Origin of the sequence: Acidovorax sp. Leaf191 (assembly GCF_001424425.1) — a bacterium.
In the GTDB taxonomy this organism is placed as follows: domain Bacteria; phylum Pseudomonadota; class Gammaproteobacteria; order Burkholderiales; family Burkholderiaceae_C; genus Acidovorax.
On the sequence record NZ_LMPT01000020.1, the window covers coordinates 135,125 to 159,766 of the forward strand.

The window sequence follows — 24,642 nt, forward strand, 5'->3', positions numbered from 1 at the left end:
CCGGAGGACCCCACCCATGAGCACCACTGCCGACCTCGTCACCGCCCTGAAGAAAGAACTCAAGAGCGCCCAGATGACCTACGCCGACCTGGCCGTGGCCCTGGGCATGGCCGAATCCAGCGTCAAGCGCATGCTGGCCAAGGGCGACATGCCCCTGTCGCGCATCGACGCCATCTGCCGCGCGCTGGCGCTGGACTTTGCCGACCTGGCGCGCCGCGTGGCCGAGAGCCAGCCCCTGCTCAAGGAACTGACGCAGGAGCAGGAGCGCGCCGTGGTGGCCGACAAGAAGCTGCTGCTGATGGCGATCTGCGTGCTCAGCCAGTGGACGCTGGAGCAGGTGACCACCACCTACCGCCTGTCGGAAGCCGATGGCATCAAGTACCTGGCGCAGCTCGACCGCATCGGCATCATCGAGCTGCGGCCGCTGAACCGCTACCGCCTCAAGCTCGCCAAGACCTTCCGCTGGCGGCCCCACGGCCCGGTGATGAACTACTTTCGCGAGCACGCGCTGCTCGACTACTTCGCGGGCGGCTTCGACGGCTCGGGCGAAGGCGTGCTGCTGGTGCACGGCACCATCAGCCGGGGCCTGGCGCCCGCGTTCATGGAGCGCATGCAGCGCGTGGCGCAGGACTTTGCGCAGCAGCACCTGGCCGACCAGAAGCTGCCGCCGCGCGAGCTGGAGGGCTACACGCTGCTGCTGGCGATGCGCAGCTGGGAGTTCGAGGCGTTCACGAGCATGAGGCGGCTGCCCCCGTGAAGGGTTGCCCCCTGAGCCGCTGCGCGTCTTTCCCCAAAGGGGGACGCACCCGGTGGCCCGGCGAAGCCGGTTCCACGGGAAGGATTGGTAGTCCCCCTGAGCGGCTGCGCCGCTTGCCCCGAGGGGGGACGCACCCGGTGGCCCGGCAAAGCCGGTTCCACGGGTGGATTGGCGTGGGGGCGCACCGGTTTCTGGGGGTAGTGAGCGTCGCACGGCGGGGAGCACGGGTCAGACACTACGTTTGCTATATTTTTAATAGCTTCTTGCGCTTTACCAGTCGGCGGTAGAGGGCAAAACGATGCTCAAAACGCTGGTTCTGACAGCACTGGATGCCCATTTCTGGCGCTGTTGACTCTTTAATGTGAATCCACTATTCTTTAAATCGTCAATTTGACAAATTTAAAGATAGCAAATGAAAACCACCCGCCAGCAGCAAGACGCCACGCGCCGCCAGATCGTGGCCAGCGCGGTGGACCTGATGACCCGCCAGGGGTTCGACGGCACGACGATGAAGGACATCGCCCGCGCTGCCGGCATTGGCGACGCCACGATCTACAAGTACTTCCCCACCAAGGACCGCATCGTGCTGGGGTACCTGGACGAGGTGGTGCATGCGTCGCTGGCCGACACGCTGCAAGCGCCCGGGTTCGCGAGCTACAGCCTGCAGGAAAAGCTGCAGCGCCTGACGGACGCGGTGCTGGAGCGCCTGCTGGCCGACCGCGAGTTCGTGGCCGAGATGCACAAGGTGGCCCGGCGCTCGCCGCTGGCGCTGATGGCCGAGCCCCTGCCGGCCCGTGCCGCGCTGCGCGATGCGGTGGCGAGCTTCCTCGAGGCCGCGGAGGCCAGCGGCGAGATCGAGCCCTGCGACTTCAAGGGCCTGGCGGGCGGGTTGTACACCGACTACCTGGGCGGTGTGGTGGCCTACTGGCTGGCCGACGAGTCCGACGGCTTTGCCGACACCACGCAGCTGGTGGACCTGTCGCTGGGCGTGCTGGTGCTCACGCTGCGCACGGGCCTGGTCAGCCGCGCGCTGCAGCTGGGCGGCTTCGTGCTGCGCAGCCAGATGGCGCGCTTCATGCAGCGCGGCAGCGGGCTGGTGGGCGTGCTGCGCGCCGCGCAGCAGACACTCGACGACATGGGGACCGTGCCCGTGCGCCGCGCACCTGCCACGGCCCCTGCAGCGCCGCCCCCACCCGGGGCGGCTGCCGGGCCGAAGCCCCGCAAGGCGCGCACAAAGGCCGGTGGCCCGTCATCCGCGGCAGCCACCCCGGCAGATGCTGCCCCAGCAACCGCCGCCGCCCCAGTCCGCCGCACCCGCAAGGCCGCGCCATGAGCGCCGCCATCCTGCGAACCGTGCACGCGGTGCCCCTGCCCGAGGGCACCGTGATCCACACCACCCTGCCCGGTGCGCAATACGCCGACGCGTACCAGACCGCCGACCCGCACCCCGACGCCAGCGCACTGCAGGCCTGGCTCGATGTGGTGGCGCGCACGCCCCACTGGACGCGCGCGCTCATGGCGCTGCGCAACCGGCTGGTGCGGCTGGTCGGCCTCAAAGACGTGGGCCAGCTGCACGATGTGCACAACCAGCGCAGCGACCCGCACGCCGATCCCCACAACGCCGCCAGCTACCGCCAGGGCGACCGCGTGGGCATCTTCATCCTGCGCCACCTGGGCGAGCGCGAGGTGGTGATGGGCCAGGACGACAAGCACCTCGATGTGCAGGTGTCGCTGTGCAAGCGGCTCGTGGCCGGGCAGCCCATGCTGGTGCTCAGCACCGTGGTGCACATCCACAACACGCTGGGCCATGCCTACATGGCGGTCATCACGCCGTTCCACTGCGCCATCGTGCGGAGCATGCTGCGTCGCGTGGCGGCCGTACCCACACACACCGGGCACTGACATGGCCCGCAACACCCCGCCCCGCACCAGCCGCCTGGCGCGCGGCGCCATCACCAGCGTGGCGGCGGCGCGCATCGGCCTGGCGCGCATCGGGCACAGCGTGCGCACGCCGTCCGAGCAGGTGCAGGCCGACCACGAGGCCGCGCTGGGCCGCATCCTCTTCGGCGCGCTGGGCCAGCTGCGCGGCACCGCCCTCAAGGTGTCGCAGATGCTGAGCATGCACCCGGGCCTGCTGCCCGACGGCGTGCGCCGCGAGCTGGCGCGCGGCCAGCACCAGGCGCTGCCGCTGAACCGCGCGCTGGTGGGCCGCGTGTTCCGCCAGGCGTTCGGGCAGGAGCCCGAGGCGCTGTTCGACCAATTCGAGCCCACGGCGTTTGCCGCGGCCAGCCTGGGCCAGGTGCACCACGCCCAGCTGGCGGGCCACGGGGCGGTGGCGGTGAAGGTGCAGTACCCGGGCATCGCCGCCACCATTGCCAGCGACATGCAGCTGATGCGCACCGCGCTCAGGGCACTGGCGCACACCGACATGCCCCTGCCCGCTGCGCCCATCGTGGACAGCGTGATGGACGAGATCGAGGCCACGCTGCTGCGCGAGGTCGACTACCTCCAGGAGGCCGAAGAGCTGGCCTGGTTCGCCGAGCACGCCGCGTGGCCCGGCGTGGCGATGGCGCGGCCCATCGCGTCGCACACGCGCGCCCAGGTGCTCACGCAGCAGCATCTGCCCGGCCTGCACCTCGATGCCTGGCTGGCCACCGGCCCCACGCAGGCGCAGCGCAACCAGGCCGGGCAGCGGCTGTGGGACTGGTACCTGCACTGCATCTTTGCGCTGGGCCGCGTGCACGCCGACCCGCACCCGGGCAACTTTCTCTTCCTGCCGGTGGGCGATGGCGACTGCCACCTGGGCGTGCTGGACTTCGGCTGCACACGCGCGCTGTCACCCGCATTTCGCGCCGGCGTGCTGCAGGCCTGGTCGGCGCTGCTGCAGCCTGCCAGCGCCGCGCGGGACCTGCAGGCGCTGCAGGCCTACCAGTCGCTGGGGCTGGTCGGCAGTGGCCTGAGTGCACAGGAGTTCAGCACCACCATGCCGCTGCTCGCAGGGATGCAGGACTGGCAGCTGGAGCCCTTCACTGCCGAGGTCTTCGACTTCCGCCACAAGCAGCCGCCGCCCCTGCCCAACGCCGAACAGCAACGCGTGCTCGGCCGCCACATGGCGGGCGTGCCGCCCGAGATGCCGTCGTTCGAGCGCCTGTGGATGGGGCTGATGCACCTGCTCACGCGCCTGGGCGCGCAGGTTTGCACCACCAACCCCTGGGTTCACCGCCACGCCCTCACCACCCGCCACGCCCATGACACACCTCGCCGCTGACCGCCCCCTGCCAACCCCGCTGCGCGACCGCTGGAAGGGCCCATGGCTGCTGGCCGTGGCGGCCCTGCACATGGGCTATGCGCTCGTGGTGTTCACCGAGCCCCTGCGCGAAATCGTGCGGCGCGGCGTGCTGGCCAGCGTCCGCCACGACCCGCAGATCGGCGCCGTGGTGTGGTTCGTGCTGTTCGGCCTTCTGTTCGCACTGCTGGCCTGGGTCGTGCTGCAACTGGAACGCCATGGCGGCGCAGCCGCCGCCGCCACGCAGCGCCCGCTGGGCGTGGGCTTGCTGGCGCTGGCGGTGCTGGGCATCGTGCTGATGCCGCCGTCGGGCTTCTGGCTGGTGCTGCCGCCCGCGTTGGCGCTGTGCGCAGCGCGGCCCACCGCTTTCACGCCGGACCGCCGAGATTCAGGAAAGGCCGCGCCATGAACCCCCTCTTCCTGCTTGCCGCCGCGGTGCTGGCCGTGGTGGCACTGGCCCACGCTGTGCTGGGCGAAATCCTGGTGTTCCGCGGGCTGCGCACGCAGGGCGTGGTGCCCACCGCGGGCCGGCCGGTGCTGCGCGAGCCGCAGGTCCGGATCCTGTGGGCCACCTGGCACCTGACCACCGTGCTGGGCCTGGCCCTGAGCGCGCTGCTCTGGCGCCTGGGCAGCATGCCGTGGACCGATGCCGCACTGGCCGCATGGGTGGCCGATGTGGCGGGCGTGGCCACGCTGGCCAGCGGATTGCTGGTGTTCTACGCCACGCGCGGCAGGCATCCGGCATGGGTGCCGTTGATGGCGGTGTCCGCGCTCGTGTGGTGGCGCTGAGGGGTCAAGACAGGTGAAGACAGGTGCAGGGGGCCGTTTGCTGCACTGCACCCAGGGTGAACCGTGACGGAGTTCACATTTGCGGGGGCGTACAGCCGGGCAGGAAACACAACTTCACAAGACTTCGCAAATCCCCTACACCGGCTTGACGCAGGATGATCACCATCGAGTCCTCGGTTCTGCAAAGAATCATTTTGAGGAGATCGTCATGGCCCGTCATGCACTCGCCGCTGTTTCCATCGCCCTGCTGTCGCTGGGCGCCGCAACGGTGGCGCAAGCACAAAACAGTGCCACCGTTGTCATTCAATCGGGGCAGCACCAGTACCACTCAGGTGCGCCCGTCGTGGTCCAAGGCGCGCCCGTCCTGGTCCAGTACGGCCCCCCACCACCACCCCGCCACGAAGCCGTACCGCACCCCCGCCGCGGCATGGCATGGGTGCCCGGCCACTGGGAATGGCGTGGCAACCGCCACGTGTGGATGCAGGGTTACTGGGTGAAGGCCCGCCCCGGCTACGCCTACCGTGAACCCCGCTGGGTGGAGCGCGACGGCCGTTGGGAAATGCGCCGCGGCGGCTGGGACCGCGACGGTGACGGCGTCCCGAACCGCCACGACCGCCGCCCTGACAACCCGTACCGCAACTGATCTGCACCACGAACCGGCCCGGGGCTAGCGCCATGCGCCACCCCGGCCCGGCCTCCGGCTTCATGCCGAATGCTGCGTGCCCCGTTTTCAAGCTGCCACCGTGCAGCAGCGGGCACGCCAGCCACCAGGAGTAGACAATGAACCATCGCCACACCTTGACCGCCGCATCGCTGGCCTTCGCAGCGCTGATGCCCCTTGCCTTTGCACAGGCTGCGCAGCCGGGCACCGTCATCGTGCAGACAGACCGCGGGTACACGCCCACGCAGACCTACCAGGTCATCCCAGCGCCACCGCCCCCACGCCGTGAAGCCGTGCCACGCCCTCGCCGTGGCCAGGTCTGGGAAGAAGGCCACTGGGAGTGGCGCGGCAACCGCTACCAATGGGTGCGGGGCCACTGGGTCCAGGCCCGCGCCGGCCACCAATACCGCCAGCCGCACTGGGCTGAACGCGATGGCCGCTGGGAATTCCAGCGCGGTGGCTGGGACCGGGACGGCGACGGCGTCTCCAACCGCCATGATCGCGACCGTGATGGAGACGGCGTCTCCAACCGCCGCGACCAGCAGCCCGACAACCCGCGCCGCAATTGATGGACGACGGATCGTTGATCCGCTGATCCGCTGATCCACCGACCGGCTGATCGCAGCCTCCGCAGCGCGGCGTGCCTGGCACGCCGCGCTGTTGCGTTTTCAACGGCACGGCAACGCGGCCCTGCACGGGGCGGCCATATGCATATACGACGTCGCACATGTTGGATTTCCCACAATAGCGCATCCCTGCTGCACACCCATTGAAGGATTTCTCCATGCGCGCCCTGCCCTCTCTCCGCTGGATTCCAGCCGTCGCGCTCGCCTGCGCTTCGTGGCTCGCCGCCACGGCAGTGCACGCCGCCGGCCCCGCCACCTGGCCCCAGCAACCCATCACGCTGATCCTCGGCTTCCCGGCCGGCTCGGGCGTGGACGTGATCGCCCGCTCCGTGCAGGAGCCCCTGGCCCAGCGCCTGGGCCAGCCGGTCATCATCGACTACAAGTCCGGCGCGGCCGGCAACATCGCCAGCGAATACGTGGCCCGCGCCAAGCCCGACGGCTACACCTTCGCCTTTGGCACCGCGGCCACGCACGGCAGCAACGCCGCGCTGTACAAGAAGCTGCCGTTCGACGTGGAAGAGGACTTCGTGCCCGTGGCGCCGTTGATCGACGTGTCGAACGTGCTGACCATCAACCCCACGGTCATCGACGTGAAGACGCTCAAGGAGTTCGTGGACCTGGTCAAGGCCAACCCGGGCAAGTACAACTTTGCGTCCACCGGCAACGGCGCGGGCACGCACATGGCGTTTGCCGAGTTCAACGCCCGCCTGGGCCTGAACATGGTGCACGTGCCCTACAAGGGTGGGCCCGAGGCCATCGCGTCGGTGGTGCGGGGCGAGACCTGCTGCATCATGAACCAGGTGCAGACGGTGCTGCCACACTACAAGGCCGACAAGGTGCGCCTGCTGGGCGTGACCACCGCCAAGCCGGTGAACGCCGTGAAGGAGGTGCCGACCATCGCATCGAGCGGGCTGCCGGGCACCAAGGGCTTCGACAGCTCGATCTGGTTCGGCATCTTCGCGCCCAAGGGCACGGACGCGGCCATCGTGAAGAAGCTCAACACCGCCGTGCGCGAAGTGCTGGAGCTGCCCGACGTGCGCGCCCGCTTCGAGGCCAACGGCAACACGGTGCGCATCGAAACACCCGAGCAGTTCCGCCAGACGGTGCACGCCGACCGCAACAAATGGGCGCAGGTGGTGAAGGACGCGAAAATCAGCATCGACTGAACTGCTGGCTTCGCACCGCGGCACCACCGCCGCTGGCAAACCTTTGACTCCATGCCACTGAACGAAGAAACCAACCACCCCTCCCCAGCCAGCACCGGCCTGGCTGCGCTGGAGCAGCGCCTGAAGGACGACCTCTCCACACTGGGCTGGCCCGCGCGCAGCTGGGTGCCGCCGCGCAGCCACGCGCGCCAGGCCGTGGTCGATGTGCTCATCATCGGCGCGGGCCAGGCGGGCCTGGCGGCCTCTGCCGCGCTGGCGCAGCTGGGCATCCGCGCCGTGCTGCTCGACCGCGCGCCGCGCGACCATGAAGGCCCCTGGGCCACCACCGCGCGCATGGAAACCCTGCGCTCGCCCAAGGAGCTGACGGGCCCCGCGCTGGGCCTGCCCAGCCTGACCTTTCGTGCCTGGTTCGAAGCGCAATGGGGGCGTGCCGCCTGGGCTGCACTCGACAAGATCCCGCGCCTGCAGTGGATGGACTACCTGCGCTGGTACCGCCGCGTGACCGGGGCCGACGTGCGCAACGAGCACGCCGTCACCGCCCTGCGCCCGCGGGCCGATGCGCTGGTCGAGGTGGATGTGCACAGCCCCGAGGGCGCCGCCACCTGGCTGGCGCGCCGCGTGGTGCTGGCCACCGGCCGCGACGGCCTGGGCGGCCCGCAGATCCCGGCCTTCATGCAGGGCGTGGACCGCAGCCGCTGGGCGCATTCGTCGGACGTGCTCGATTACGCCACGCTGCGCGGCCTGCGCGTGGGTGTGGTGGGCGCGGGTTCATCCGCCATGGACAGCGCGGCCACGGCGCTCGAGAGCGGCGCCGCCAGCGTCGACCTGCTGGTGCGCCGCACCCATCTGCCCCGCATCAACAAGTCCAAGGGCTCGGGCGTGCCGGGGCTCACCCACGGCCACTACGACCTGCCCGATGCCTGGAAATGGCGCCTGCGCCACTACATCAACGTGCAGCAGGTGCCGCCGCCGCACGGCAGCACGCTGCGTGTGTCGCGCCACCCCAATGCGCACTTCCACCTGGGCTGCCCGGTAGAGCGTGTGGAGCAGCAGGGCAGCACCCTGCGCGTGGCCACGCCCCGCGGCACCTTCGTGCTCGACTTCCTCATCGTCTCCACCGGCTTTGCCATCGACTGGCTGCAAAAGCCCGAGTTCGCGCACATCGCGCCGCACGTGCGCGCCTGGAGCGCCCGCTACCAGCCCGCACCGGGCGATGAAGACCAGGAGCTGGCCGACTCGCCCGACCTGGGCCCGGTGTTCGAGTTCCAGCAAAAGCAGCCTGGCAACTGCCCGGGCCTGGAACGCATCCACTGCTTTTGCTACCCCGCGGCGCTGTCGCACGGCACCGTGTCGGGCGACATACCGGCCATCAGCGACGGCGCGCGGCGGCTGGCGCAGGGGCTGGCCAGCCTGTTCTACCGCGAAGACATCGAGCAGCACTTTGCCAACCTGCAGGCCTATGCCGAGCCCGAACTGGTGGGCGACGAATGGACGGTGGCTGATACGGCGCAGCGCGTCGAGCAGCTGCAGGCCCAGCCCCACGTCGCGCTGAACGCTCAGCCCCTGCCCCAACCCGACCGCGCCTGACGCGCCCGGCCGCCTGCGCGCGGCCTCCTCTTCTGGATTGCACACCCCATGACCACCACCTCTGACACCAATCCAACCACGTCCAGCCAAGACACCATCGACACCCTGCTTGCCCTCTCCCCCGAGCGGCCCGCGTTCGCCACGCGCCATGCGCGCGACAAGGTGGCCGTGGCCACGCAGGGCTGCTACGACGCCCTGTTCAGCGCCGACCTGTCCGGCACGCTGAGCCATACCGAGCGCCTGTGGGTAGCCAGCGATATCGCCGAGGCCAGCGGCATGCCCCTGCTGGCAGCGCACTACCGCGACCAGGTGCTGAAAAGCACCGCCCACACCGTGCTCTCGCAGCCACTGCAGGAATTGCTGCAGCACCCCGGCAGCACCCCCACCGATGCGCGCCTGCAGGCGGTGGCGCAGTTCACCCGCACGCTCGCCACCCACCCGGACCGCAGCGACCGCGCCGCCCTGCTGGCCCTGCCCGCCGCCGGCCTGTCGGTGCCGGACACGGTGCTGCTGGCGCAGCTCATCGGCTTCGTCACGTACCAGCTGCGCTTGGTGGCGGGCGTGGCGGCCCTGGACGCGCTCGGTGGCGAAGGCGATGCGCCTGCAGCGCCGGCCCCATCTGCAGCCGCTGACGCAGCCCCTTTCGTACACCCCGCCAACCTGCCCGCCCCCGGCGAGCCGCTGCGCCTGAACGGCTACACCAGCGAGACGCTGGGCTGGGCCGCCTGGCTGCCCGTGGTGGACCCCGCCACCGCCACGCCCGAGCAGCAGGCCGTGCTGGACCTGAGCCACCCCAAGGCGCGCAGCTCGGACTTCTACCTGCTGCTGGTGCACCACGCCCGTGTGCTGTCGGAGCGCTCGCAGGCCTTCAACGCCATCATGTACGCGCCTGGCGGCCTCTCCCGCGCTGAGCGCGAGGTGGCCAGCACGGCGGTGTCTCGCGCCAATGGCTGCGTGTACTGCGCCTCGGTGCACGCCCAGCGCTTCGAGCAGCTGGCGCGGCGCAACGACGTGATGGCGCAGATCTTTGCCGACCCCGACCAGGCCGGCACCAACGCCCGCGAGCGCGCCATCGTGCAGGCCGCGCTGGCGCTCACCCGCAGCCCCGGCAGCTTTGGAGCACAGCACCTGCAGCCACTGCGTGCGGCGGGCTTGTCGGACCTGGAGATCCTGGATGCGCTGCACGCGAGCGCCCTGTTCGCCTGGGCCAACCGCCTCATGCTCAACCTGGGCGAGGCCGTCTTCCCGCAGGGCGTCTGAACCGCTGCGGGCCGGCTTCAGCGGCCCGTTGCATCAGCAAACGTTGCGGTGCATTAGCGCTTGCGGCGCGGCCACGGGTGCAGTACGCCCCCTAGAATCCGCCCAGCAGGAGAGCACGGCGGGCACCACCCGCTGCTGCACCGAAGGCGCAAACTCCCATACACGCTCAGGTCCCGTACTGCACATTCATCAAAGCCGTCTGGAGAGCCGCCCCACCCCTTATCGGCGTGGTGGCGCACCGAAGGAGCAAACCGCACGCCATGTGGGCGCGGCGGTGAATCTCTCAGGTACCAAGGACAGGGGGAGCGGCAGCCTGGCAGACGTGCGCCAGCTGCATTGCTATTGAATTCATAGCTGGTAGCGCACGCCTGGCAGGCGGTAGACCTTCAAAAGGTTCTGAACCATGCGCGTGATCGTTCTTGGCGCCGGCTTGCTCGGCGTGACTTCGGCTTACTTCCTCTCGCAACTCGGCCACGACGTGACCGTCATCGACCGCCAGGGCGCGCCCGGCGCCGAGACCAGCTTTGCCAACGGCGGGCAGATCTCGGTGAGCCACGCCGAGCCCTGGGCCAACCCGAGCGCACCGCTCAAGGTGCTGCAGTGGCTGGGCCAGGAAGACGCGCCGCTGCTGTTCCGCCTGCGCGCCGACATGCGCCAGTGGCTCTGGGGCCTGGCCTTTCTGCGCAACTGCACGCCGGCGCGCACGCGCCACAACATCGAGCAGATCGTGAGCCTGGGCACCTACAGCCGCAGCGTGCTGCAGCAACTGCGCGCGGCCACCGGACTCCAGTACGACCAGCGCACGCAGGGCATCCTGCACTTCTATACCAATGCCAAGGAGTTCGACGGCGCCCTGGCCCCCGCCGAGCAGATGCGCGCCCTGGGCTGCGAGCGCCAGGTCATCAGCGCCGACGAGGCGGTGCGCATCGAGCCGGCCCTGGCCCATATCCGCCCACAGCTGGCGGGCGCCACCTTCACCGCCGAGGATGAATCGGGCGACGCGAACCAGTTCACGCGCGCGCTGGCCGCCCTCTGCGAGGCGGCGGGCGTGCAGTTCCGGCTGGGCCACCACATCACCGCGCTGCGCGAGGCCGGGGGGCGCATCGACCATGTGGAGGTGACCACGCCCGAGGGCCGCTTCGAGCGCGTGCAGGGCGATGCCTTCGTGCTGGCCATGGGCTCGTTCAGCCCGCTGCTCGCGCAGCCGCTGGGCATTCGCCTGCCGATCTACCCGGCCAAGGGCTATTCGGTGACCATGCCGGTGAAGGACGCGGCCCGGGCCCACCAGGTGAGCCTGACGGACGACGAGTTCAAGCTCGTGTTCTCGCGCTACACCAGCGCGCAGGGCGACCGGCTGCGCATCGCAGGCACGGCGGAGTTGAACGGCTACGACCGCCACCTGAACCAAGTTCGCTGCGACGCCATCGTGCGGCGCGTGGAGCAGCTTTTTCCCGGTGCGGGCGACGCCAGCCAGGCGCAGTTCTGGACCGGCCTGCGCCCCGCCACGCCGAGCAACGTGCCGCTGATCGGCAAGACGAAGCTCGCCAACCTGTTCCTCAACACCGGCCACGGCACGCTGGGCTGGACGCACGCCTGCGGCTCGGGCCAGGCGCTGGCCGACATCGTGAGCGGGCGGGTGCCGCAGGTGGACTTCGACTTTCAGGGACTGGAGCGCAGCCCGCGCCCTGCGGCGCTGCTGCCGTCGCGCACCACGGCCTGAGCACAGGATCACCACGGCGCGCGGCCCGTTCAGGCCGCGCGGCAGTCCTGCACGGCGGCGAAGAAGCACCGAGGGCGGCAACCGAATGCCAACGCGCCTCGTCTACTTGGCAGCCCCGGTGGCGTGCGCCACGAAGCTCGCCACCGCCTTCATGTCCTTCTCGCTCATGCGCTCGGCATACGAAGGCATGACACCGATGCCCGCCTTCAAGGCCCGCAGCACCCGCGGCGCATCGGGCTTGAGCTCGTCGAGCACCGGGCCCACCTGGCCTTCGGCACCCGCGGCCTGCAGCGTGTGACACACGGCGCAGGCGGGCTGGATCTTGGTGAAGAGCTCCTTGCCGCGCGCCAGCTCGGCGGCATCGGCGGCCCAGCCGGCGCCCGCCCCCAGCCCTAAGGGCAAGGCTACAGCCAGCGTCGCAAACAGGCGCCCCATCATGCTGCCGTGATGGTCACGGCGTGGTCGCGCCAGCTGGCGTTGTTGTAGCCGCCCACGTTCTCGTCGCGCTGCTCGGCCTGCACCGTGCCCGCCGCGTCGGTGGCGCGGCTGGCCAGCACATGGGTGCCCGCGCCCAGTTGCACGGGCAGCACGAACTGGCGCCAGGCGAACTTGCCCAGGTCGGGGCCGATGAGGCGCGCGGCCTGCCAGGTCTTGCCGCCGTCCACCGACACTTCCACGCCCTTGACGGCCTGCGTGCCGCCGAAGGCCACGCCGTGCACCTGCACCAGCCCGGCCTTGAGCGTGCCCTTCTCGGGCAGCGGGCCGTTGATCCAGGACTTCACGCCCATCTCCCACACCGAGGGCTGGTCGGGCGCGGCCTTGGTGCCGGGGGGCGACATGCGGTAGCCGTGCGACATGATGCGTGCCTGCGACTGGGCGCTGGTGAACGCCACGCGCTGCACGTACTTGATGTTGTTCACGCCCTGGTAGCCCGGCACCACCAGCCGCAGCGGGCCGCCGTGGGCCAGCGAGATGGGCTCTCCGTTCATCTCCCAGGCCAGCAGCGCGTCTTCGGTCGCCTTGACGGGCACCGATCGCTCCACCACCACCGACAGCGGGTCCACGCCCTCGGGCAGCTTCTCGCCGCCCGTGCCGGTGAGGTACACCGCGCCATCGGCCAGCCCGCCCAGGGCGGCCACCACGTTGCGCAGCGGCACGCCGCTCCACACCACGCAGCCTGCAGCGCCCACGGCCCAGGGCGTGCCGCTGGGCTTACTGGGGAAGAAGCCGCGCCCGTTGCCCGAGCACTGCAGCACGGTGGCCACGGTCTCCACGCCCAGGGTCTTGAGCTCGGCCAGCGTGAGGCTGCGCGGGTTCTTCACCCCTTCAAAGGCCACGGTCCAGGCGTCGCGGTCGTTCAGGATGGCCGCGTCGGGCGCGGGCAGGTTGTTGCGCACGTACAGCTGGTTCGACGGCGTGATCACGCTGGTGCCGAACGCGGAGCGCTTGGTCTCCAGCGTGCTGCTGCTGTGTACGATCAACGCGTCGGAAGACTTCCACCCCGCGTAAGCCGGCAAGGGCTTGGGGGCCGCAGCCTGGGCCGCGGCACGCCCGCTCCAGCCGGCAAGGCCCAGTGCACTCAAGGCGGCGGCACTCCCGGCCAGCAGGTGCCGGCGCGGAAGGGTCATGGAATCTTTCATGGGTTCGGTCTCCGGGAAGTTGTAAGTCGAACAACACAAACAGCAACACACATGGCGGGGAGCGCACGCCTCCTGCTGCGGGCCTTTGCGGATGGAAGCCGCATTCTGTGCGCCGAAACCCCACCCCAGCCATCCGATACATTGTCAAAAGATGTAATAGTAATAAGCATATGGAAACATTCGTGCATCCCAAGATGGCCTGAGGCATATTGGCCTTTCCAAGGAAAGGAGAGGGCGCCATGAACCACGGGCGAAGATCGATCGGGACCAGCAAGCTCTGTGCGGCCTGGCTGCTGGCCACCGCTGCATTCGGCGCCCAGGCGCAGCTCACGGCACTGGTGGCCGTGGAGCCCACCGCCAAGAAGGCGGCGAACACCATCCTGCGCAGCGCGGCCGAGTCCGGGCTGGCCAAGGCCGCCGGCCAGGCCGTCACGGTGACCACCAGCGAAGACCTGTCCGATGTGATGCGCGCCACGCGCAGTGCGGGCTTCGACATCTTCATCGGGCCGCCCCAGGTGGCCGCGTCGGCGCTGCAGCGCGGCTACGAGCTGGTGGGTGCCACGCAAAAATCCGACAAGTACCTGCTGGTGGGCGTGCAGCAGGTCGACGCCGTGGCGGCCATGAAGGGCCGCCGCCTGTACCTGCCGCAGCAGGACTCGGTCTACACCTACATGGCGCGCGGCATGCTCAACGAGGCGGGCTTGTCGTTCCAGGACCTGCGCAGCGTGCAGTACGAAAAATTCCCGCAGGCGGGCCTGACCGCGCTGACCCTGGGCTCCGCCGACGCGACCGTGGTGCGCGAGGACGAATGGGCCGAATGGTCGGCCGCCCACCCCAAGACGGCCCGCGTGCTCGCCACCTCGCAGCCGGTGCCCGGCGGCTTCTCGGTGGTCGTGAAGAAGGACCTGCCCGCCGAGACGCGCAACAAGCTGGCGCAGTGGTTCGGCACCTCGTCCACCACCGCAGGCCTGCCGGCCGTGGCGGTGCGGCCCGAGGGCACCGAATACAAGCGCCTGGCCGAGCTGGGCCTGTTCACGCCCAGCAGCCTGCCGGGCGTGAACCGCGTGAGCGCCAAGGAGGCGCGCGACCTGCTGGCGCGCGGTGCCACGCTGGTCGACACCCGCACCGAAAAGGAATACAAGGCCAAGCGCATCCGCGGCGCGGTGTTTGCAGCCTATGTGGAAAAAAGCCTCAAGGACGTGGCCTTCAACGCCGCGCAGGACGACTTTGCCGCACTGGACAAGGTCCCGCAGCTGGACAAGGGCAAACCGGTGATCTTTGCCTGCAACGGCGCCGAGTGCTGGAAGTCGTACAAGGCCGCCAAGGTGGCGGCGGGCAAGGGCTTCACCTCGGTGTACTGGCTGCGCGGCGGCCTGCCGGAGTGGGATGAAAACGGGCTGCCCACCGAGGGCGGCTAGCCCCGGCGCAGCGCCTCGAACCCTTGGCTGCGAGCCGCTGCACCGGCGCCGGCACACCAAGCACCGGGCCAATTCCCCACGGCCCTGCCCCACCATCTCCGGGGTGTCACCGGTTGTGTCCCTACAATCGTCAGCTTCTCAACACCCAAGGGCGCGCAAGGCGCCCTTTGTATGGAAATAGCAATACTGTTCGCCCTCATCTTTCTCAACGGCCTGTTTGCCATGTCGGAGATCGCCCTGGTCACCGCACGCAAGGCCCGGCTGCAAAAGCTGATAGACGAGGGCGATAGCGGCGCCGCCGCCGCCGTGAAGCTGGGTGAAGACCCCACGCGTTTTCTCTCCACCATCCAGATCGGCATCACGTCCATCGGCGTGCTCAACGGTATCGTGGGCGAGGCCGCGCTGGCCGCGCCGCTGGCGTCGTGGCTGTATTCGCTGGGCATGCCCCAGCCCTACGGCAACTATGCCGCCACCGGCCTGGTGGTGGTGCTGATCACGTACTTCTCGATCGTGGTGGGTGAACTGGTGCCCAAGCGCATCGGCCAGTCTTACCCCGAGACCTTTGCCCGCCTGGTGGCGCGGCCCATCAACTTCCTGGCGCTGGCGACCAAGCCGTTCGTGCTGCTGCTGTCCACTTCCACGCGCACGCTGCTGCGCCTGTTGGGCGTGAAGGAAACCAGCGGCAGCCCGGTGACCGAGGAAGAGATCCACGCCATGCTGGTGGAGGGCACGACGGCCGGTGTGATCGAGTCGCACGAGCACACCATGGTGCGCAACGTGTTCCGGCTGGACGACCGCCAGATCGGCTCGCTGATGCTGCCGCGCGGCGATGTGGTGTGCCTGGACATCGAAGCGACGTTCGAGGAGAACCTGGCGCGCATCGAGGAATCGGACCACGCGCGCTTCCCGGTGGTGCGTGGCGGCATGGACAACATCGTGGGCGTGATCAACGCGCGCCAGTGGCTGTCGCGCGCGCTGCGTGACCGCCAGCAGAGCCTGGCCGACCAGCCGCTGCAGACGGCGCTGTACGTGCCCGAGACCATCACCGGCATGGAGCTGCTGGACAACTTCCGGCTGCAGGACGTGCACATGGCGTTCGTGATCGACGAGTACGGCGAGGTGCAGGGCATCGTCACGCTGCAGGACCTGATCGAGGCCATCACCGGCGAGTTCCAGCCGCGCGACCCGGAAACGTCCTGGGCGCTGCAGCGCGACGACGGCAGCTGGCTGCTGGACGGCCACATCCCCGTGCCCGAGCTCAAGGACCGCCTGAACCTGGACACCGTGCCCGAAGAAGAGCGCGGCCGCTACCACACGCTGAGCGGCATGATCATGCTGCTCACGGGCCGCCTGCCCAAGGTGACCGACACGGTGCAGTGGGAGAACTGGAAGCTCGAGGTGGTGGACATGGACGGCAAGACCATCGACAAGATCCTGGCCACCAAGCTCACCGACGAAGAGCGGGACGAACCCGAAGGCCTGCCCGCGGGTTGATGCGCCGCAGCGCGTAGCCATGGCGAAGGCGACCCGAGGGTCGCCTTTTTCTTTGGGGCCTGCGGAGCTTGCGCCCGGCGCGCCTGCCGCCCTAGTCCCCCACGAACACCGTCAGCACACCGGTGTAGCCATACAGGTGGTGGTGCGCGATCTCGCCGCCGGCAAAAAAGCCCACCAGCGGCACGTCGCCCAGCGCGTGGCGCACGATCTGCAGCTCGGCGCTGGGCCCGCCGAAATGCGGACCTCCGCGGCCCGAGCAGCTCACGTAGACGGCGCCGCAGATGCGCTGGCCGGGCTTGGGCGCCGGGCCCGTGGCCGCGCTGGGCGCCAGCGACGCGGGCTGCGTGTCGCTGTCGGCGTCCGACACCACGTGCAGCGGCTCCAGTTCCTCGGGCTCCAGCTCTTCGCGGATCTCGGCGCAGATGCGCATGAGGTCGGCGCGGGCGGCGGCCACATTGCGCTGGCAGAACGCCAGGTGCATGCCCGTCTCCACGCGGTCGGCCAGGGCCACGCCCCGGCGCGAGCCGTCGAGCCCCACGATGTGGCGCACGCGCGTGTCGGTGCCGAAGTGGCCCGTGCGGCGCTGGCCCTGCGGCTGCTCGCCCGCGTTGACCAGGCCGGCCAGCGTGGCGCGCACCTTGCGCAGCGCGGGCTGCGGGTCGCCCTCCAGCGAGACTTCCAGCGTGTCCAGCAGCACGTCGAGCGCGGGCTCGCCGTCGAGCTCGAGCACCACGTTCTCCTGCGCAGCAGTGACCGCGCGCAGCGCACCCACCGGCTGGCAGCCCTGGGTGACGCGCGAGACCAGCGCCACGCCGGGCCCGAAGGCCACGCCCGACAAGCCGCCGTCGAACACGCCCGTGGCCGCGCCCTGCCCCGCCAGGTTGCCGTTGCCGCCGACCGCGAACTGCACGCTGGCGCTGCGGCTGGCAGTCAGCCCGCCAAAGAGGTAGCCCGTGTCGGTGCGCTCGGCCACCTCGTGGATCAGCTCGGCCAGCTCGGGCGTGTGGCCGTCGGCGTGGACCAGGGCCGTGTGCGCGGTGAATCCGCCGGCCGCATGCGGCGGGTGCGTGGGCAGGGGCGCCACGCCCGAGAACACGCGGTACTGGTCTGCCGGCACGTCCAGCAGCATGACCGACAGCGCAGGCTCGTCGAAGTATTCGGCGTTGTTGGCCGACACGCCCACGCCCACCGTGCCGCTCCAGTCGGTGACCTCGGGCAGCTCGCCGCTCAGGTAGTCGAGCAGCGCCTGCGCCTCGTCGGCGTAGTGGTCGGTGATGTACAGCAGGCCCAGCGTGGGTGCCGGCGCGTAGCCGGGCAGCGCCATCTGGGCGCGCAGCTGGGCCAGCACCAGCGCGGCGGCCATGCGCCACTGCGGGTGTGTGGCATGGCCGGAGGGAAATAGTTTCATCATGGTCTCTCTGGGGGCAGGCCAGCCGGCGAGCGGGTTCGTTGCACCCGCCGCGCCCGGCCCCGTCAGCCCGCGCGCTTGCGCGGCGAGGCGCTGGCGCGGGCGGTGGATTTCTTGGCGGCGGGCTTGGCAGCGGCCTTGCGCGGCGCGGATTTGGCGGGGGCAGCGGCCTTCTTCTTGGCGGCACGCGGGGCAGACGCGCGCTTACCCGCCCCCTGCACCGTCTGCATGCCCTTGGCCGCGAATTGGCTGGCCATGCCGGAGGCCGTCTTGAACGCCTCCTTGGCCAGGCCGGTGGCCATGTTCTTGGTGGTGTCGATGGCGGTCTGCTTGGCCGCATCCTTCATCGCGTTGGTGGCGATCTGCTGGAACTGGCTGGTAAGCGCGCCCCACCATTGCATGGGGTCGACCACATTGGGCTCGGCGCTTGCGGGCTTGGATTTGTCAGCCTTGCCAGCCTTGGACTTGGAGGCCGCGGCGGGGGCGTCGTCTTCCTCTTGGGCTTCTTCGGCGTCATCGGCCTCATCGGCCTGCGCTTCGGCAGCACGGCTGGCCACGCGGGCTGCGGCACCTGCCACGGCGTCGGCTGCGCCGCTCACGGTGCCGGCGGCCTTCTGCACGCCGCTCATCACGGTGTCGGCGGTCTTGAGCTTGAAGGCATTGGCCACGTCGCCCATGCTGAAGTTCATGCCCTTGAGCGTGGCCAGGGTCATCTTCTGCACTTCCAGCGCCTGGATGGTGGCGGCCAGCGCGCGCGAGTTCTGCTCCAGCCAGAACTGCACCGCCTTGAGTTCATCGATGCGCTTTTCCAGCTCTTCCACGCTGATGGTGGGGGCCACCCAGTTGGAGAGGTTGGGCAGTTGGGGAATGCTGCTCGACGCGCCCTTGGCCAGGCTTTGCAGAAAGTCGAAACCGGGGACGAATTTGCCGAAACCGAAGTTGGATGTGTCGCTCATGGCCGCTCCGCAAGAGGTGGGGACTGGGTGATTCTGTGGTGGAGGCACAGCTTACTCCAATGCCTGCCCTGCGGGCGTACGGTCTTTTCCGGGGGGCGCGCCGGGCTATCGCGCCGCGTGCGCGGCCTGAAGCCGCCGCACGATGGGCGGCCGCGGTGCGTTGCGCCGGTCAGTGCTTGTGCCCGTGCGCCGCAGGCGCGGCGCCCGGTGCCGACGTGCCCACGGGCACGCTCAGGTTCAGCTGGCTTTCGGCGCCCTTGGCGTCCTGGAACACCAGGGTGATGGGCACGGTGCTGTCCTTGGCCAGCGGGGCCTTCAGGTCGAGCAGCATGACGTGGTAGCCGCCGGGCTTGAGCTCCACCGTCTTGCCTGCGGGCAGGTCGAGCGACGGGACGGCGCGCATCTTCATCACGTCGCCCTCCATCTTCATTTCGTGCACTTCGGTCACGCCCGCGGCGGGCGACTCGGCGCGCACCAGGCGGGCGCCGTCCTTGGCGGTCAGCTGCATGAAGGCGCCGGTGCCCTTTTGGCCCTGCACGCTGGCGCGGGCCCAGGCACCCTCGACCTTGACGGCGGCAGCGGTCTGCGCCCAGGCATGGGCGCCAGCGAGCGTGGCAGCCAGGATGCAGGCCCGGGCGGCGGTGTGAAAGCGTGTGGATGTCATGGTGTGTTGTCCTTCAGTTCAGAAAAGGTGCAGCGCCACGCGCGGTGCGGCGTGGCAAGAAGAGAGATTGCTAGAGGCAAAGATGAGGAACGCGGCCACTGTCAGTGATTGTGGCCACCCGCGCTGCCGCCGGGAAGAATCTCCAGTGCGGCCGCAGGGGACTTCAGGTCCGACAGCTTCTGGCCGAGCTTTGGCACCTCGGTCCAGTCGCTGCGGCCTTCGGTGCAGACCTGGCGCACGGGCCAGTACACGGTGCCCGCCTGCTCGGGCGTGGTGGCGACCAGCACGAACTCGTCGTAGTGCGCGCTTGGCAGCACGTCGTCCGGCGTCTTCGCGGTCCAGGTGATGCGCACCACGTCTTCGGTGACGCTGCGGCCGTGGCTGGTGTAGGGCTGGGCCAGCTTGTCACGCTGCACGTCCAGCGCCCAGCCCGGCTTGGGCATGGGCCGCGCGCTGCGCATGCCGGCCGGAATGTCCACCACGATCTGCCGCGTGGGCGCCGCGCCGCAGCCATGGCCCACCTTGAAGGTCGCCTTGTAGCTGCTGGCGGCCGGGGCCACCTGGTATTCGAGCACCACGTGGGCGGATGCAGGCACAAAAAGGGCGCTACCGCTGATCCATAAAGCGCCAGCAGCTATTTTTTTCATAGTATTCACATTCATTTCCGTAACCTTTCTTTCTCAGGGGGTGACCTTCAGTTCAGCCATGTACGTCCGCTGCGGATACGGGTGGAAGTTCCAGTACCGGTAGTTGTTGAGGTTGTCGATGCCCACCGCCACGCTCACCTGGTGGCTGACCTGGTAGCGCACGCGCACATCGGTGGTGAAGTAGCGGCTGGTGCCCTGGTAGGCAAAGCCGTTGGTGTCGGTGTTGTCCAGCGTGCCGTACTGCTTGCCGCTGTAGCGCGCGCCCAGGGTGTACGACCAGGTGGCGTCTGGCCGGTAGGTGGCCACGGCGCTGGCGCGCCACGCGGGGATGCGCGGTTGCCACTTGCCGACGCTGGCCGGGAACTTGTCGTTGCGGGTGATCTTGGAGTCGGTCCAGGTCAGGCTGCTGCCGATGTCCAGCCCGCGCACGAACACGTTGGCGGCCTGGTAGGACGCTTCCAGGCCTTTGGTGCGGATGGCGTCCACGTTCTGCACGTTGGTCACGTTGGGGGTGACGAGCACGTTGGTCTGCGAGTACAGCGCGTCGCGCGTGCGCTCGAAGAACGCGGTGAGGCGCAGCAGGCCCTCGCCGCCCCAGCCGGCCAGGTCGCGCTCGGCGGTCAGCTCGGTGGTCCAGGACTTTTCGGGCCTGAGGTTCGGGTCGTTGTTGACCAGCACCCCGCTGCCGCTGATGCCGCCCTGGTAGAGCTCGGACACCGTGGGCATGCGCACCGCGCGGCCGGTGGAGGCCTTGAGCACCCACTGCGCGCTGGCCTGGTAGGCCACGGCGGCCTTGGGCGAGAGGTAGTTCTCGGTGCGCTCGGGGTGGCCCAGCACCGTGCTGGCATTGGCCGTCTGCCCGTGGCTGGCGCTCCAGCGCTCGGCGCGCGCGCCCAGCACGGCCTTCCACCGGGGCGCGATCTTCCAGGTGTCCTGCGCCCACAGGCCGATCAGCTGCGTGTCGCCGTTGAACGCCTGGTTGCGCGCACCGGCGGTGCCGCTGATCCAGTCCGTGGTCGCGTTCTCGACGCTGCGCAACTGGTAGCTGTCGCGCTGCAGGCCGAAGTCCACGATGTGCGCGCCCTGCACGCCGTCGGGCCGCCACGTGCCCTTGGCGGCCAGCGTGGTCCAGCCGGTGCCCTTGCCGTCGACGATGCGGCCCGCGCCGCCGTTCAGTGCGGCGGGCAGGGCCACGGTGGCTGCGCGCAGCGTGTCCTGGTGGTAGTCGTAGCGGCTGGCGGCGACCTCCCAGTCGAACACGCCCTGCGTGCGGCTCTTGACCGACAGGCCGTGCATGAAGTGCGTGAGCGCCTCGTTGGACACATTGAAGTCGCTCGGCATGAGCATGAACGAGCGGCCGTTGATGTTCACGCTGCCGCTGTAGACCGCGTTGCCGCCCGCATCGCGCAGGTAGCTGGCGGGGCGGCCTTCGGACTCGTTGTGCCACCAGCCGAAGGTGTAGGCCGCGCGCACCGTGGGCGAGAGGTCGTAGGCGAGCTTGGCCTTGATGTGGTCCTGCTGCGTGCGGTACTGCGTGGCGGTGCCCAGCAGGTACCACGGCTGGTTGCTGCGGTTGTTGCCCGATACGGCGCCGGTGACCGGTGTGCCCGCATTGCCCGGCGCGCCTGCAGAGACCAGGCGCGTGGGGAAGGTGAGCGGCTGGCCTTCGCTGTCGGTCTTGCTGAAGTTGAGGAACCACGACCAGTCGCCGTTCTTGTTGCCCACCGAGGCACTGGCCTGCTGGCCGCCGTAGCTGGCGCTGGTGTTGTACAGGTCGAACGGCTGGTGCTGCACGCTGACCTTGCCGTGCGCCTCGAACCGGGTGGGCATGCGCGTCACGTAGTCCACCACCGCGCCCACCGAGTTGCCGGCATACGCGGCGGAAAACGGACCGTAGAGCACGTCCACCCGCTCGATCTCCTCGGGCGTGACCAGCATCCAGCGCGGCGCGTTGGTGGGGCCGTTGCCCAGGTAGTTGCTGAGCAGGATGCCGTCGGCAAACACCATGGACCGCGCCGGGTTGCCCGTGCCCGAGGCGCGCGTGGACAGCACGGCGTGGTTGTAGTCGCCGATGTAGCGCTTGCGCACCAGCAGGCTGGGCAGGTACTTGAGCGCGTCTTCGCTGTCGGTGGCGTTGATCGAATGCTCGATCTGCTCGCGCGTCACGCCTTCGATGGTGGTGGGGATCTGCGTGGGCAGCGAAGTGGGCTGGCCGCCGGTGATGGTGACGACGCCCAACTCCTTGACGGGCGCGCCGTCGGCGGCCTGGGCCTGCGCGGGCGCAGCCCCGAACAGGGCGAGAGGAAAGGCACCGGCCACGGCCAGCACCCTGCGGCTTTTGCGCATGGAAACTCCTGAAATACAAGCCAAACAGGCTGCTACCGCTTGATGGACAAGCGCCAGCAGCTATTGAATTAATAGCAAATCAGGAGAATGCAGGCGGCCCGCGCGGCGGCAGCGGCGCGGCGGTGCGCGCAGCGATGTGCGCGGCGGGGATGGGGCGCAGGGCGTGCGCCAGAGGATGAACGACCGGCAGCGGGGCCTGCGTGGCGGGCGGCGGTGCACCGACATGGGCGCACAGCGGGCAGTCGAGCGCGTGGCTCGTCACTTCCTGCACGCCGTCGTCGGTCTTGACCAGCAGCTTGATCGCGCCCGAGCCCGAGCAGATCAGCTCCATGGCCTGCGGGCTGACCAGCGGCGACGCCACCGCCACCCCGATGGACACCACAAACCACGCCAGCACACAGCGGGCGAGCCAGCGAAGGCTGCGGAGGGTTTGCAGGGACGGCACCATGGAGGCCCGATTGTAGATGCCGCACCTGCCGCGGCCTTGACGGAGGTCATCTGGGCGACGGGCGCCCTGGCGGGCGGGGCCTACGATCCGGCCTGGCGCCTGCCTGCCGCCCCCTTCAACGACAACAACGGAGACACCACCATGCTCACGCTCTGCGGCTTTTCGGCCAGCAACTACTACAACAAGGTCAAACTCGCCCTGCTCGAAAAAGGCCTGCCCTTCACCGAGGAGCTGGCCTGGGTCGGCGAGACCGACCGGAGCGCGTCGCCCCTGGGCAAGGTGCCCTACCTGCGCACGCCGCACGGCACGCTGTGCGAATCGGCGGTGATCGCAGACTACATCGAGTCGGCCCACCCCGAACACCCGCTGATCCCGGCCGACCCGCTGGCCGCTGCCAAGGTGCGCGAGCTGATCACCTTTCTGGAGCTGCACCTGGAGCTGGTGGCGCGCAACCTGTATCCGCAGGCCTTTTTCGGCGGCACCGTGAGCGAGGCCGCGCGCGAAAAGGTCGGTGCGCAGCTCACGAAGAACATCGCCGCGTTTGCCCAGCTGGCCCAGTTCAGCCCCTACGTGGGCGGCGACACCTTCACCCTGGCCGACTGCGCCGCCATCGTGCACCTGCCGCTGGTGAGCTCGGCCACCAAGATCATCTACGGCCGCGACTACCTGGCCGACCTGCCGGTGCGCGAGTACCTCACCCGCATGGCCGAGCGCCCGCACGTGCAGCGCGTCAACGCCGATCGCAAGACCAACACGGCGGAGATGCTCGCGAGGAAGTGAAGCCCCCCTGAGCCGCTGCGCGGCTTCCCCCGGAGGGGACGCCACCGGTGGCCCGGCAAAGCCGGTTCCACGGTGACACTGGCATGGGGCTGCGCCAGTCGCACGGGGCCCAGGCAATGAGCCGGACGGGACGGCAGGGGCGCGGGCACTGGGCGCCGCGCGCAGCTGGTGGGTCAGAACTTGGGAGCGCGCTTTTCGCGCAGGGCAGCGACGCCTTCGCGGGCGTCGGGGCCGCCGAAGCCAATGAACTCCAGGGCCAGCGAGGTTTCGAACATCGGGCCCGCCTGGCGCAGCCACTGGTTGAGCGCGTGCTTGGTCCAGCGGATGGCGGTCTGCGAGCCCGCGGCCAGGCGGTCGGCCACCTCGTAGGCGCGCGGCAGTAGGTCGGGCTCGTCCACGGCCAGCGAGACGAGGCCGATGCGCTCGGCCTCCTCGCCGCTCACCGGGTCGCACAGCAGCAGGTAGTACTTGGCCTTGGCCATGCTGCACAGCAGAGGCCACACGATCGCCGCATGGTCGCCGGCCGCCACGCCCAGCCGGGTGTGGCCGTCCACGATCTTCGCGCCCTTGGCCGCGATGGAGATATCGGCCAGCAGGCCTGCCACCAGGCCCGCGCCCACGGCAGGCCCGTGGATGGCCGAGACGATGGGCTTGTCGCAGTGCACGATGTTGTAGACGAGGTCGCGCGCCTCCTTCCAGATGCGGCAGCGCACCCCGAAGTCCTCGGTCATGTCCTGCACCATGGCCAGGTCGCCGCCGCCCGAAAAGCCCGCGCCCTCGCCACGCAAAACCGCGCAGCGCACGCTGTCGTCGTCGTTCACATCGCGCCAGATCTCGCACAGCTCCCGGTGGCCCACATGCCCTGCGGTGGGCAGCTTGCCATTGAGCGCACGCATTTGAATGTCCAGCACGGCGCCGTCCTGGCCGCGGCGCGTGATGCGCAGGGTTTCATAACGCTGATAGTCGGGCGATGCGTTGGGCATGGCAGT

The 24,642-nt window shown here is 69.5% G+C and carries 24 protein-coding genes and 1 riboswitch; of the genes, 15 read left to right on the forward strand and 9 right to left on the reverse strand.

The annotated features are described in order from the left end of the window. Nucleotides 1-16: 16 nt before the first annotated feature. The 12 genes from ASG27_RS20760 (at nucleotide 17) to ASG27_RS20815 (ending at nucleotide 11,852) form a co-directional block, all read left to right on the forward strand. A complete protein-coding gene (locus tag ASG27_RS20760) occupies nucleotides 17-757 on the forward strand; it encodes a helix-turn-helix domain-containing protein (RefSeq protein WP_056420242.1) in 741 nt (246 codons plus the stop codon). Nucleotides 758-1,169: 412 nt separating this feature from the next. Beyond that, nucleotides 1,170-2,090, forward strand: coding sequence for a TetR/AcrR family transcriptional regulator (locus ASG27_RS20765; RefSeq protein ID WP_056420243.1), 921 nt, complete (start codon nucleotides 1,170-1,172; stop codon nucleotides 2,088-2,090). Next, nucleotides 2,087-2,659: a DUF2867 domain-containing protein gene (locus tag ASG27_RS20770; protein WP_056420246.1), complete on the forward strand. Its 573-nt coding sequence runs from the start codon at nucleotides 2,087-2,089 to the stop codon at nucleotides 2,657-2,659. Before ASG27_RS20765 ends, ASG27_RS20770 begins: the two co-directional genes overlap by 4 nt. Before the next feature lies 1 nt (nucleotide 2,660). Beyond that, nucleotides 2,661-4,025, forward strand: coding sequence for an ABC1 kinase family protein (locus ASG27_RS20775; protein WP_056420249.1), 1,365 nt, complete (start codon nucleotides 2,661-2,663; stop codon nucleotides 4,023-4,025). Continuing rightward, the gene (locus ASG27_RS20780) at nucleotides 4,006-4,452 is read left to right on the forward strand and encodes a DUF6463 family protein (RefSeq protein ID WP_235504096.1); all 447 of its coding nucleotides are present in this window, start codon (nucleotides 4,006-4,008) and stop codon (nucleotides 4,450-4,452) included. The genes ASG27_RS20775 and ASG27_RS20780 overlap by 20 nt, the downstream gene beginning before the upstream one ends. After that, the gene (locus ASG27_RS20785) at nucleotides 4,449-4,832 is read left to right on the forward strand and encodes a hypothetical protein (RefSeq protein WP_056420251.1); all 384 of its coding nucleotides are present in this window, start codon (nucleotides 4,449-4,451) and stop codon (nucleotides 4,830-4,832) included. Before ASG27_RS20780 ends, ASG27_RS20785 begins: the two co-directional genes overlap by 4 nt. Before the next feature lie 208 nt (nucleotides 4,833-5,040). After that, nucleotides 5,041-5,475 (forward strand): YXWGXW repeat-containing protein, encoded by a 435-nt coding sequence (locus ASG27_RS20790; RefSeq protein ID WP_056420254.1) that lies wholly within the window; start codon nucleotides 5,041-5,043, stop codon nucleotides 5,473-5,475. A gap of 137 nt (nucleotides 5,476-5,612) precedes the next feature. Next, on the forward strand, nucleotides 5,613-6,062 hold the full coding sequence (locus ASG27_RS20795) for a YXWGXW repeat-containing protein (protein WP_056420258.1): 450 nt from the start codon (nucleotides 5,613-5,615) through the stop codon (nucleotides 6,060-6,062). 215 nt (nucleotides 6,063-6,277) lie between these two features. After that, the gene (locus ASG27_RS20800; RefSeq protein WP_056420614.1) at nucleotides 6,278-7,285 is read left to right on the forward strand and encodes a Bug family tripartite tricarboxylate transporter substrate binding protein; all 1,008 of its coding nucleotides are present in this window, start codon (nucleotides 6,278-6,280) and stop codon (nucleotides 7,283-7,285) included. Between the two features lie 51 nt (nucleotides 7,286-7,336). Then, nucleotides 7,337-8,872, forward strand: a complete 1,536-nt coding sequence (locus ASG27_RS20805; protein ID WP_056420260.1) for a flavin-containing monooxygenase — start codon at nucleotides 7,337-7,339, stop codon at nucleotides 8,870-8,872. A 48-nt stretch (nucleotides 8,873-8,920) separates the two neighbouring features. Then, nucleotides 8,921-10,132, forward strand: a complete 1,212-nt coding sequence (locus ASG27_RS26220; RefSeq protein WP_082486048.1) for a CMD domain-containing protein — start codon at nucleotides 8,921-8,923, stop codon at nucleotides 10,130-10,132. Nucleotides 10,133-10,321: 189 nt separating this feature from the next. After that, nucleotides 10,322-10,442, forward strand: a riboswitch (glycine riboswitch). Between the two features lie 93 nt (nucleotides 10,443-10,535). Beyond that, nucleotides 10,536-11,852, forward strand: a complete 1,317-nt coding sequence (locus tag ASG27_RS20815; RefSeq protein WP_056420264.1) for a D-amino acid dehydrogenase — start codon at nucleotides 10,536-10,538, stop codon at nucleotides 11,850-11,852. Nucleotides 11,853-11,954: 102 nt separating this feature from the next. On the opposite strand, the gene sorU is transcribed toward ASG27_RS20815, so the two are convergent. Next, complete coding sequence (sorU, locus tag ASG27_RS20820) at nucleotides 11,955-12,290, reverse strand: SorU family sulfite dehydrogenase c-type cytochrome subunit (RefSeq protein ID WP_326938742.1); 336 nt, start codon at nucleotides 12,288-12,290, stop codon at nucleotides 11,955-11,957. Beyond that, nucleotides 12,287-13,492: a SorT family sulfite dehydrogenase catalytic subunit gene (gene sorT / locus ASG27_RS20825; RefSeq protein WP_056420269.1), complete on the reverse strand. Its 1,206-nt coding sequence runs from the start codon at nucleotides 13,490-13,492 to the stop codon at nucleotides 12,287-12,289. The genes sorU and sorT overlap by 4 nt, the downstream gene beginning before the upstream one ends. A 239-nt stretch (nucleotides 13,493-13,731) precedes the next feature. Between sorT and ASG27_RS20830 the strand changes: the two genes are divergently transcribed. After that, nucleotides 13,732-14,910, forward strand: a complete 1,179-nt coding sequence (locus tag ASG27_RS20830; protein WP_082486049.1) for a rhodanese-like domain-containing protein — start codon at nucleotides 13,732-13,734, stop codon at nucleotides 14,908-14,910. Between the two features lie 171 nt (nucleotides 14,911-15,081). Beyond that, nucleotides 15,082-16,404, forward strand: a complete 1,323-nt coding sequence (locus ASG27_RS20835; protein ID WP_056420272.1) for a hemolysin family protein — start codon at nucleotides 15,082-15,084, stop codon at nucleotides 16,402-16,404. 91 nt (nucleotides 16,405-16,495) lie between these two features. On the opposite strand, the gene ASG27_RS20840 is transcribed toward ASG27_RS20835, so the two are convergent. The 6 genes from ASG27_RS20840 to ASG27_RS20865 form a co-directional block, all read right to left on the reverse strand. Continuing rightward, nucleotides 16,496-17,812 carry an FIST signal transduction protein gene (locus ASG27_RS20840; RefSeq protein WP_056420622.1) on the reverse strand — a complete coding sequence of 439 codons (1,317 nt, stop codon included), beginning with the start codon at nucleotides 17,810-17,812 and terminating at the stop codon, nucleotides 16,496-16,498. Between the two features lie 65 nt (nucleotides 17,813-17,877). Then, nucleotides 17,878-18,768: a PhaM family polyhydroxyalkanoate granule multifunctional regulatory protein gene (locus ASG27_RS20845; protein ID WP_056420275.1), complete on the reverse strand. Its 891-nt coding sequence runs from the start codon at nucleotides 18,766-18,768 to the stop codon at nucleotides 17,878-17,880. A gap of 169 nt (nucleotides 18,769-18,937) precedes the next feature. Continuing rightward, a complete protein-coding gene (locus ASG27_RS20850; protein WP_056420278.1) occupies nucleotides 18,938-19,432 on the reverse strand; it encodes a copper chaperone PCu(A)C in 495 nt (164 codons plus the stop codon). 101 nt (nucleotides 19,433-19,533) lie between these two features. After that, nucleotides 19,534-20,094, reverse strand: a complete 561-nt coding sequence (locus ASG27_RS20855) for a YcnI family copper-binding membrane protein (protein WP_056420281.1) — start codon at nucleotides 20,092-20,094, stop codon at nucleotides 19,534-19,536. 18 nt (nucleotides 20,095-20,112) lie between these two features. Then, nucleotides 20,113-22,425 (reverse strand): TonB-dependent receptor, encoded by a 2,313-nt coding sequence (locus tag ASG27_RS20860; RefSeq protein ID WP_056420284.1) that lies wholly within the window; start codon nucleotides 22,423-22,425, stop codon nucleotides 20,113-20,115. Nucleotides 22,426-22,504: 79 nt separating this feature from the next. Beyond that, complete coding sequence (locus tag ASG27_RS20865) at nucleotides 22,505-22,873, reverse strand: DUF2946 family protein (RefSeq protein ID WP_200912461.1); 369 nt, start codon at nucleotides 22,871-22,873, stop codon at nucleotides 22,505-22,507. Between the two features lie 141 nt (nucleotides 22,874-23,014). Between ASG27_RS20865 and ASG27_RS20870 the strand changes: the two genes are divergently transcribed. After that, entirely contained in the window at nucleotides 23,015-23,653 is a 639-nt protein-coding gene (locus ASG27_RS20870) for a glutathione S-transferase (protein ID WP_056420627.1), read from the forward strand. Between the two features lie 173 nt (nucleotides 23,654-23,826). Here the strand turns inward: ASG27_RS20870 and ASG27_RS20875 are convergent, their stop codons facing one another. Beyond that, nucleotides 23,827-24,636: an enoyl-CoA hydratase/isomerase family protein gene (locus ASG27_RS20875; protein WP_056420286.1), complete on the reverse strand. Its 810-nt coding sequence runs from the start codon at nucleotides 24,634-24,636 to the stop codon at nucleotides 23,827-23,829. Nucleotides 24,637-24,642 lie beyond the last annotated feature (6 nt).

Bases quoted from the DNA above. Each gene is read 5' to 3' on its own strand.
- ASG27_RS20760 (WP_056420242.1), top strand. From the start codon at position 17: ATGAGCACCACTGCCGACCTCGTCACCGCCCTGAAGAAAGAACTCAAG.
- ASG27_RS20765 (WP_056420243.1), top strand. From the start codon at position 1,170: ATGAAAACCACCCGCCAGCAGCAAGACGCCACGCGCCGCCAGATCGTG.
- ASG27_RS20770 (WP_056420246.1), top strand. From the start codon at position 2,087: ATGAGCGCCGCCATCCTGCGAACCGTGCACGCGGTGCCCCTGCCCGAG.
- ASG27_RS20775 (WP_056420249.1), top strand. From the start codon at position 2,661: ATGGCCCGCAACACCCCGCCCCGCACCAGCCGCCTGGCGCGCGGCGCC.
- ASG27_RS20780 (WP_235504096.1), top strand. From the start codon at position 4,006: ATGACACACCTCGCCGCTGACCGCCCCCTGCCAACCCCGCTGCGCGAC.
- ASG27_RS20785 (WP_056420251.1), top strand. From the start codon at position 4,449: ATGAACCCCCTCTTCCTGCTTGCCGCCGCGGTGCTGGCCGTGGTGGCA.
- ASG27_RS20790 (WP_056420254.1), top strand. From the start codon at position 5,041: ATGGCCCGTCATGCACTCGCCGCTGTTTCCATCGCCCTGCTGTCGCTG.
- ASG27_RS20795 (WP_056420258.1), top strand. From the start codon at position 5,613: ATGAACCATCGCCACACCTTGACCGCCGCATCGCTGGCCTTCGCAGCG.
- ASG27_RS20800 (WP_056420614.1), top strand. From the start codon at position 6,278: ATGCGCGCCCTGCCCTCTCTCCGCTGGATTCCAGCCGTCGCGCTCGCC.
- ASG27_RS20805 (WP_056420260.1), top strand. From the start codon at position 7,337: ATGCCACTGAACGAAGAAACCAACCACCCCTCCCCAGCCAGCACCGGC.
- ASG27_RS26220 (WP_082486048.1), top strand. From the start codon at position 8,921: ATGACCACCACCTCTGACACCAATCCAACCACGTCCAGCCAAGACACC.
- ASG27_RS20815 (WP_056420264.1), top strand. From the start codon at position 10,536: ATGCGCGTGATCGTTCTTGGCGCCGGCTTGCTCGGCGTGACTTCGGCT.
- sorU (WP_326938742.1), bottom strand. From the start codon at position 12,290: ATGATGGGGCGCCTGTTTGCGACGCTGGCTGTAGCCTTGCCCTTAGGG.
- sorT (WP_056420269.1), bottom strand. From the start codon at position 13,492: ATGAAAGATTCCATGACCCTTCCGCGCCGGCACCTGCTGGCCGGGAGT.
- ASG27_RS20830 (WP_082486049.1), top strand. From the start codon at position 13,732: ATGAACCACGGGCGAAGATCGATCGGGACCAGCAAGCTCTGTGCGGCC.
- ASG27_RS20835 (WP_056420272.1), top strand. From the start codon at position 15,082: ATGGAAATAGCAATACTGTTCGCCCTCATCTTTCTCAACGGCCTGTTT.
- ASG27_RS20840 (WP_056420622.1), bottom strand. From the start codon at position 17,812: ATGAAACTATTTCCCTCCGGCCATGCCACACACCCGCAGTGGCGCATG.
- ASG27_RS20845 (WP_056420275.1), bottom strand. From the start codon at position 18,768: ATGAGCGACACATCCAACTTCGGTTTCGGCAAATTCGTCCCCGGTTTC.
- ASG27_RS20850 (WP_056420278.1), bottom strand. From the start codon at position 19,432: ATGACATCCACACGCTTTCACACCGCCGCCCGGGCCTGCATCCTGGCT.
- ASG27_RS20855 (WP_056420281.1), bottom strand. From the start codon at position 20,094: ATGAATGTGAATACTATGAAAAAAATAGCTGCTGGCGCTTTATGGATC.
- ASG27_RS20860 (WP_056420284.1), bottom strand. From the start codon at position 22,425: ATGCGCAAAAGCCGCAGGGTGCTGGCCGTGGCCGGTGCCTTTCCTCTC.
- ASG27_RS20865 (WP_200912461.1), bottom strand. From the start codon at position 22,873: ATGGTGCCGTCCCTGCAAACCCTCCGCAGCCTTCGCTGGCTCGCCCGC.
- ASG27_RS20870 (WP_056420627.1), top strand. From the start codon at position 23,015: ATGCTCACGCTCTGCGGCTTTTCGGCCAGCAACTACTACAACAAGGTC.
- ASG27_RS20875 (WP_056420286.1), bottom strand. From the start codon at position 24,636: ATGCCCAACGCATCGCCCGACTATCAGCGTTATGAAACCCTGCGCATC.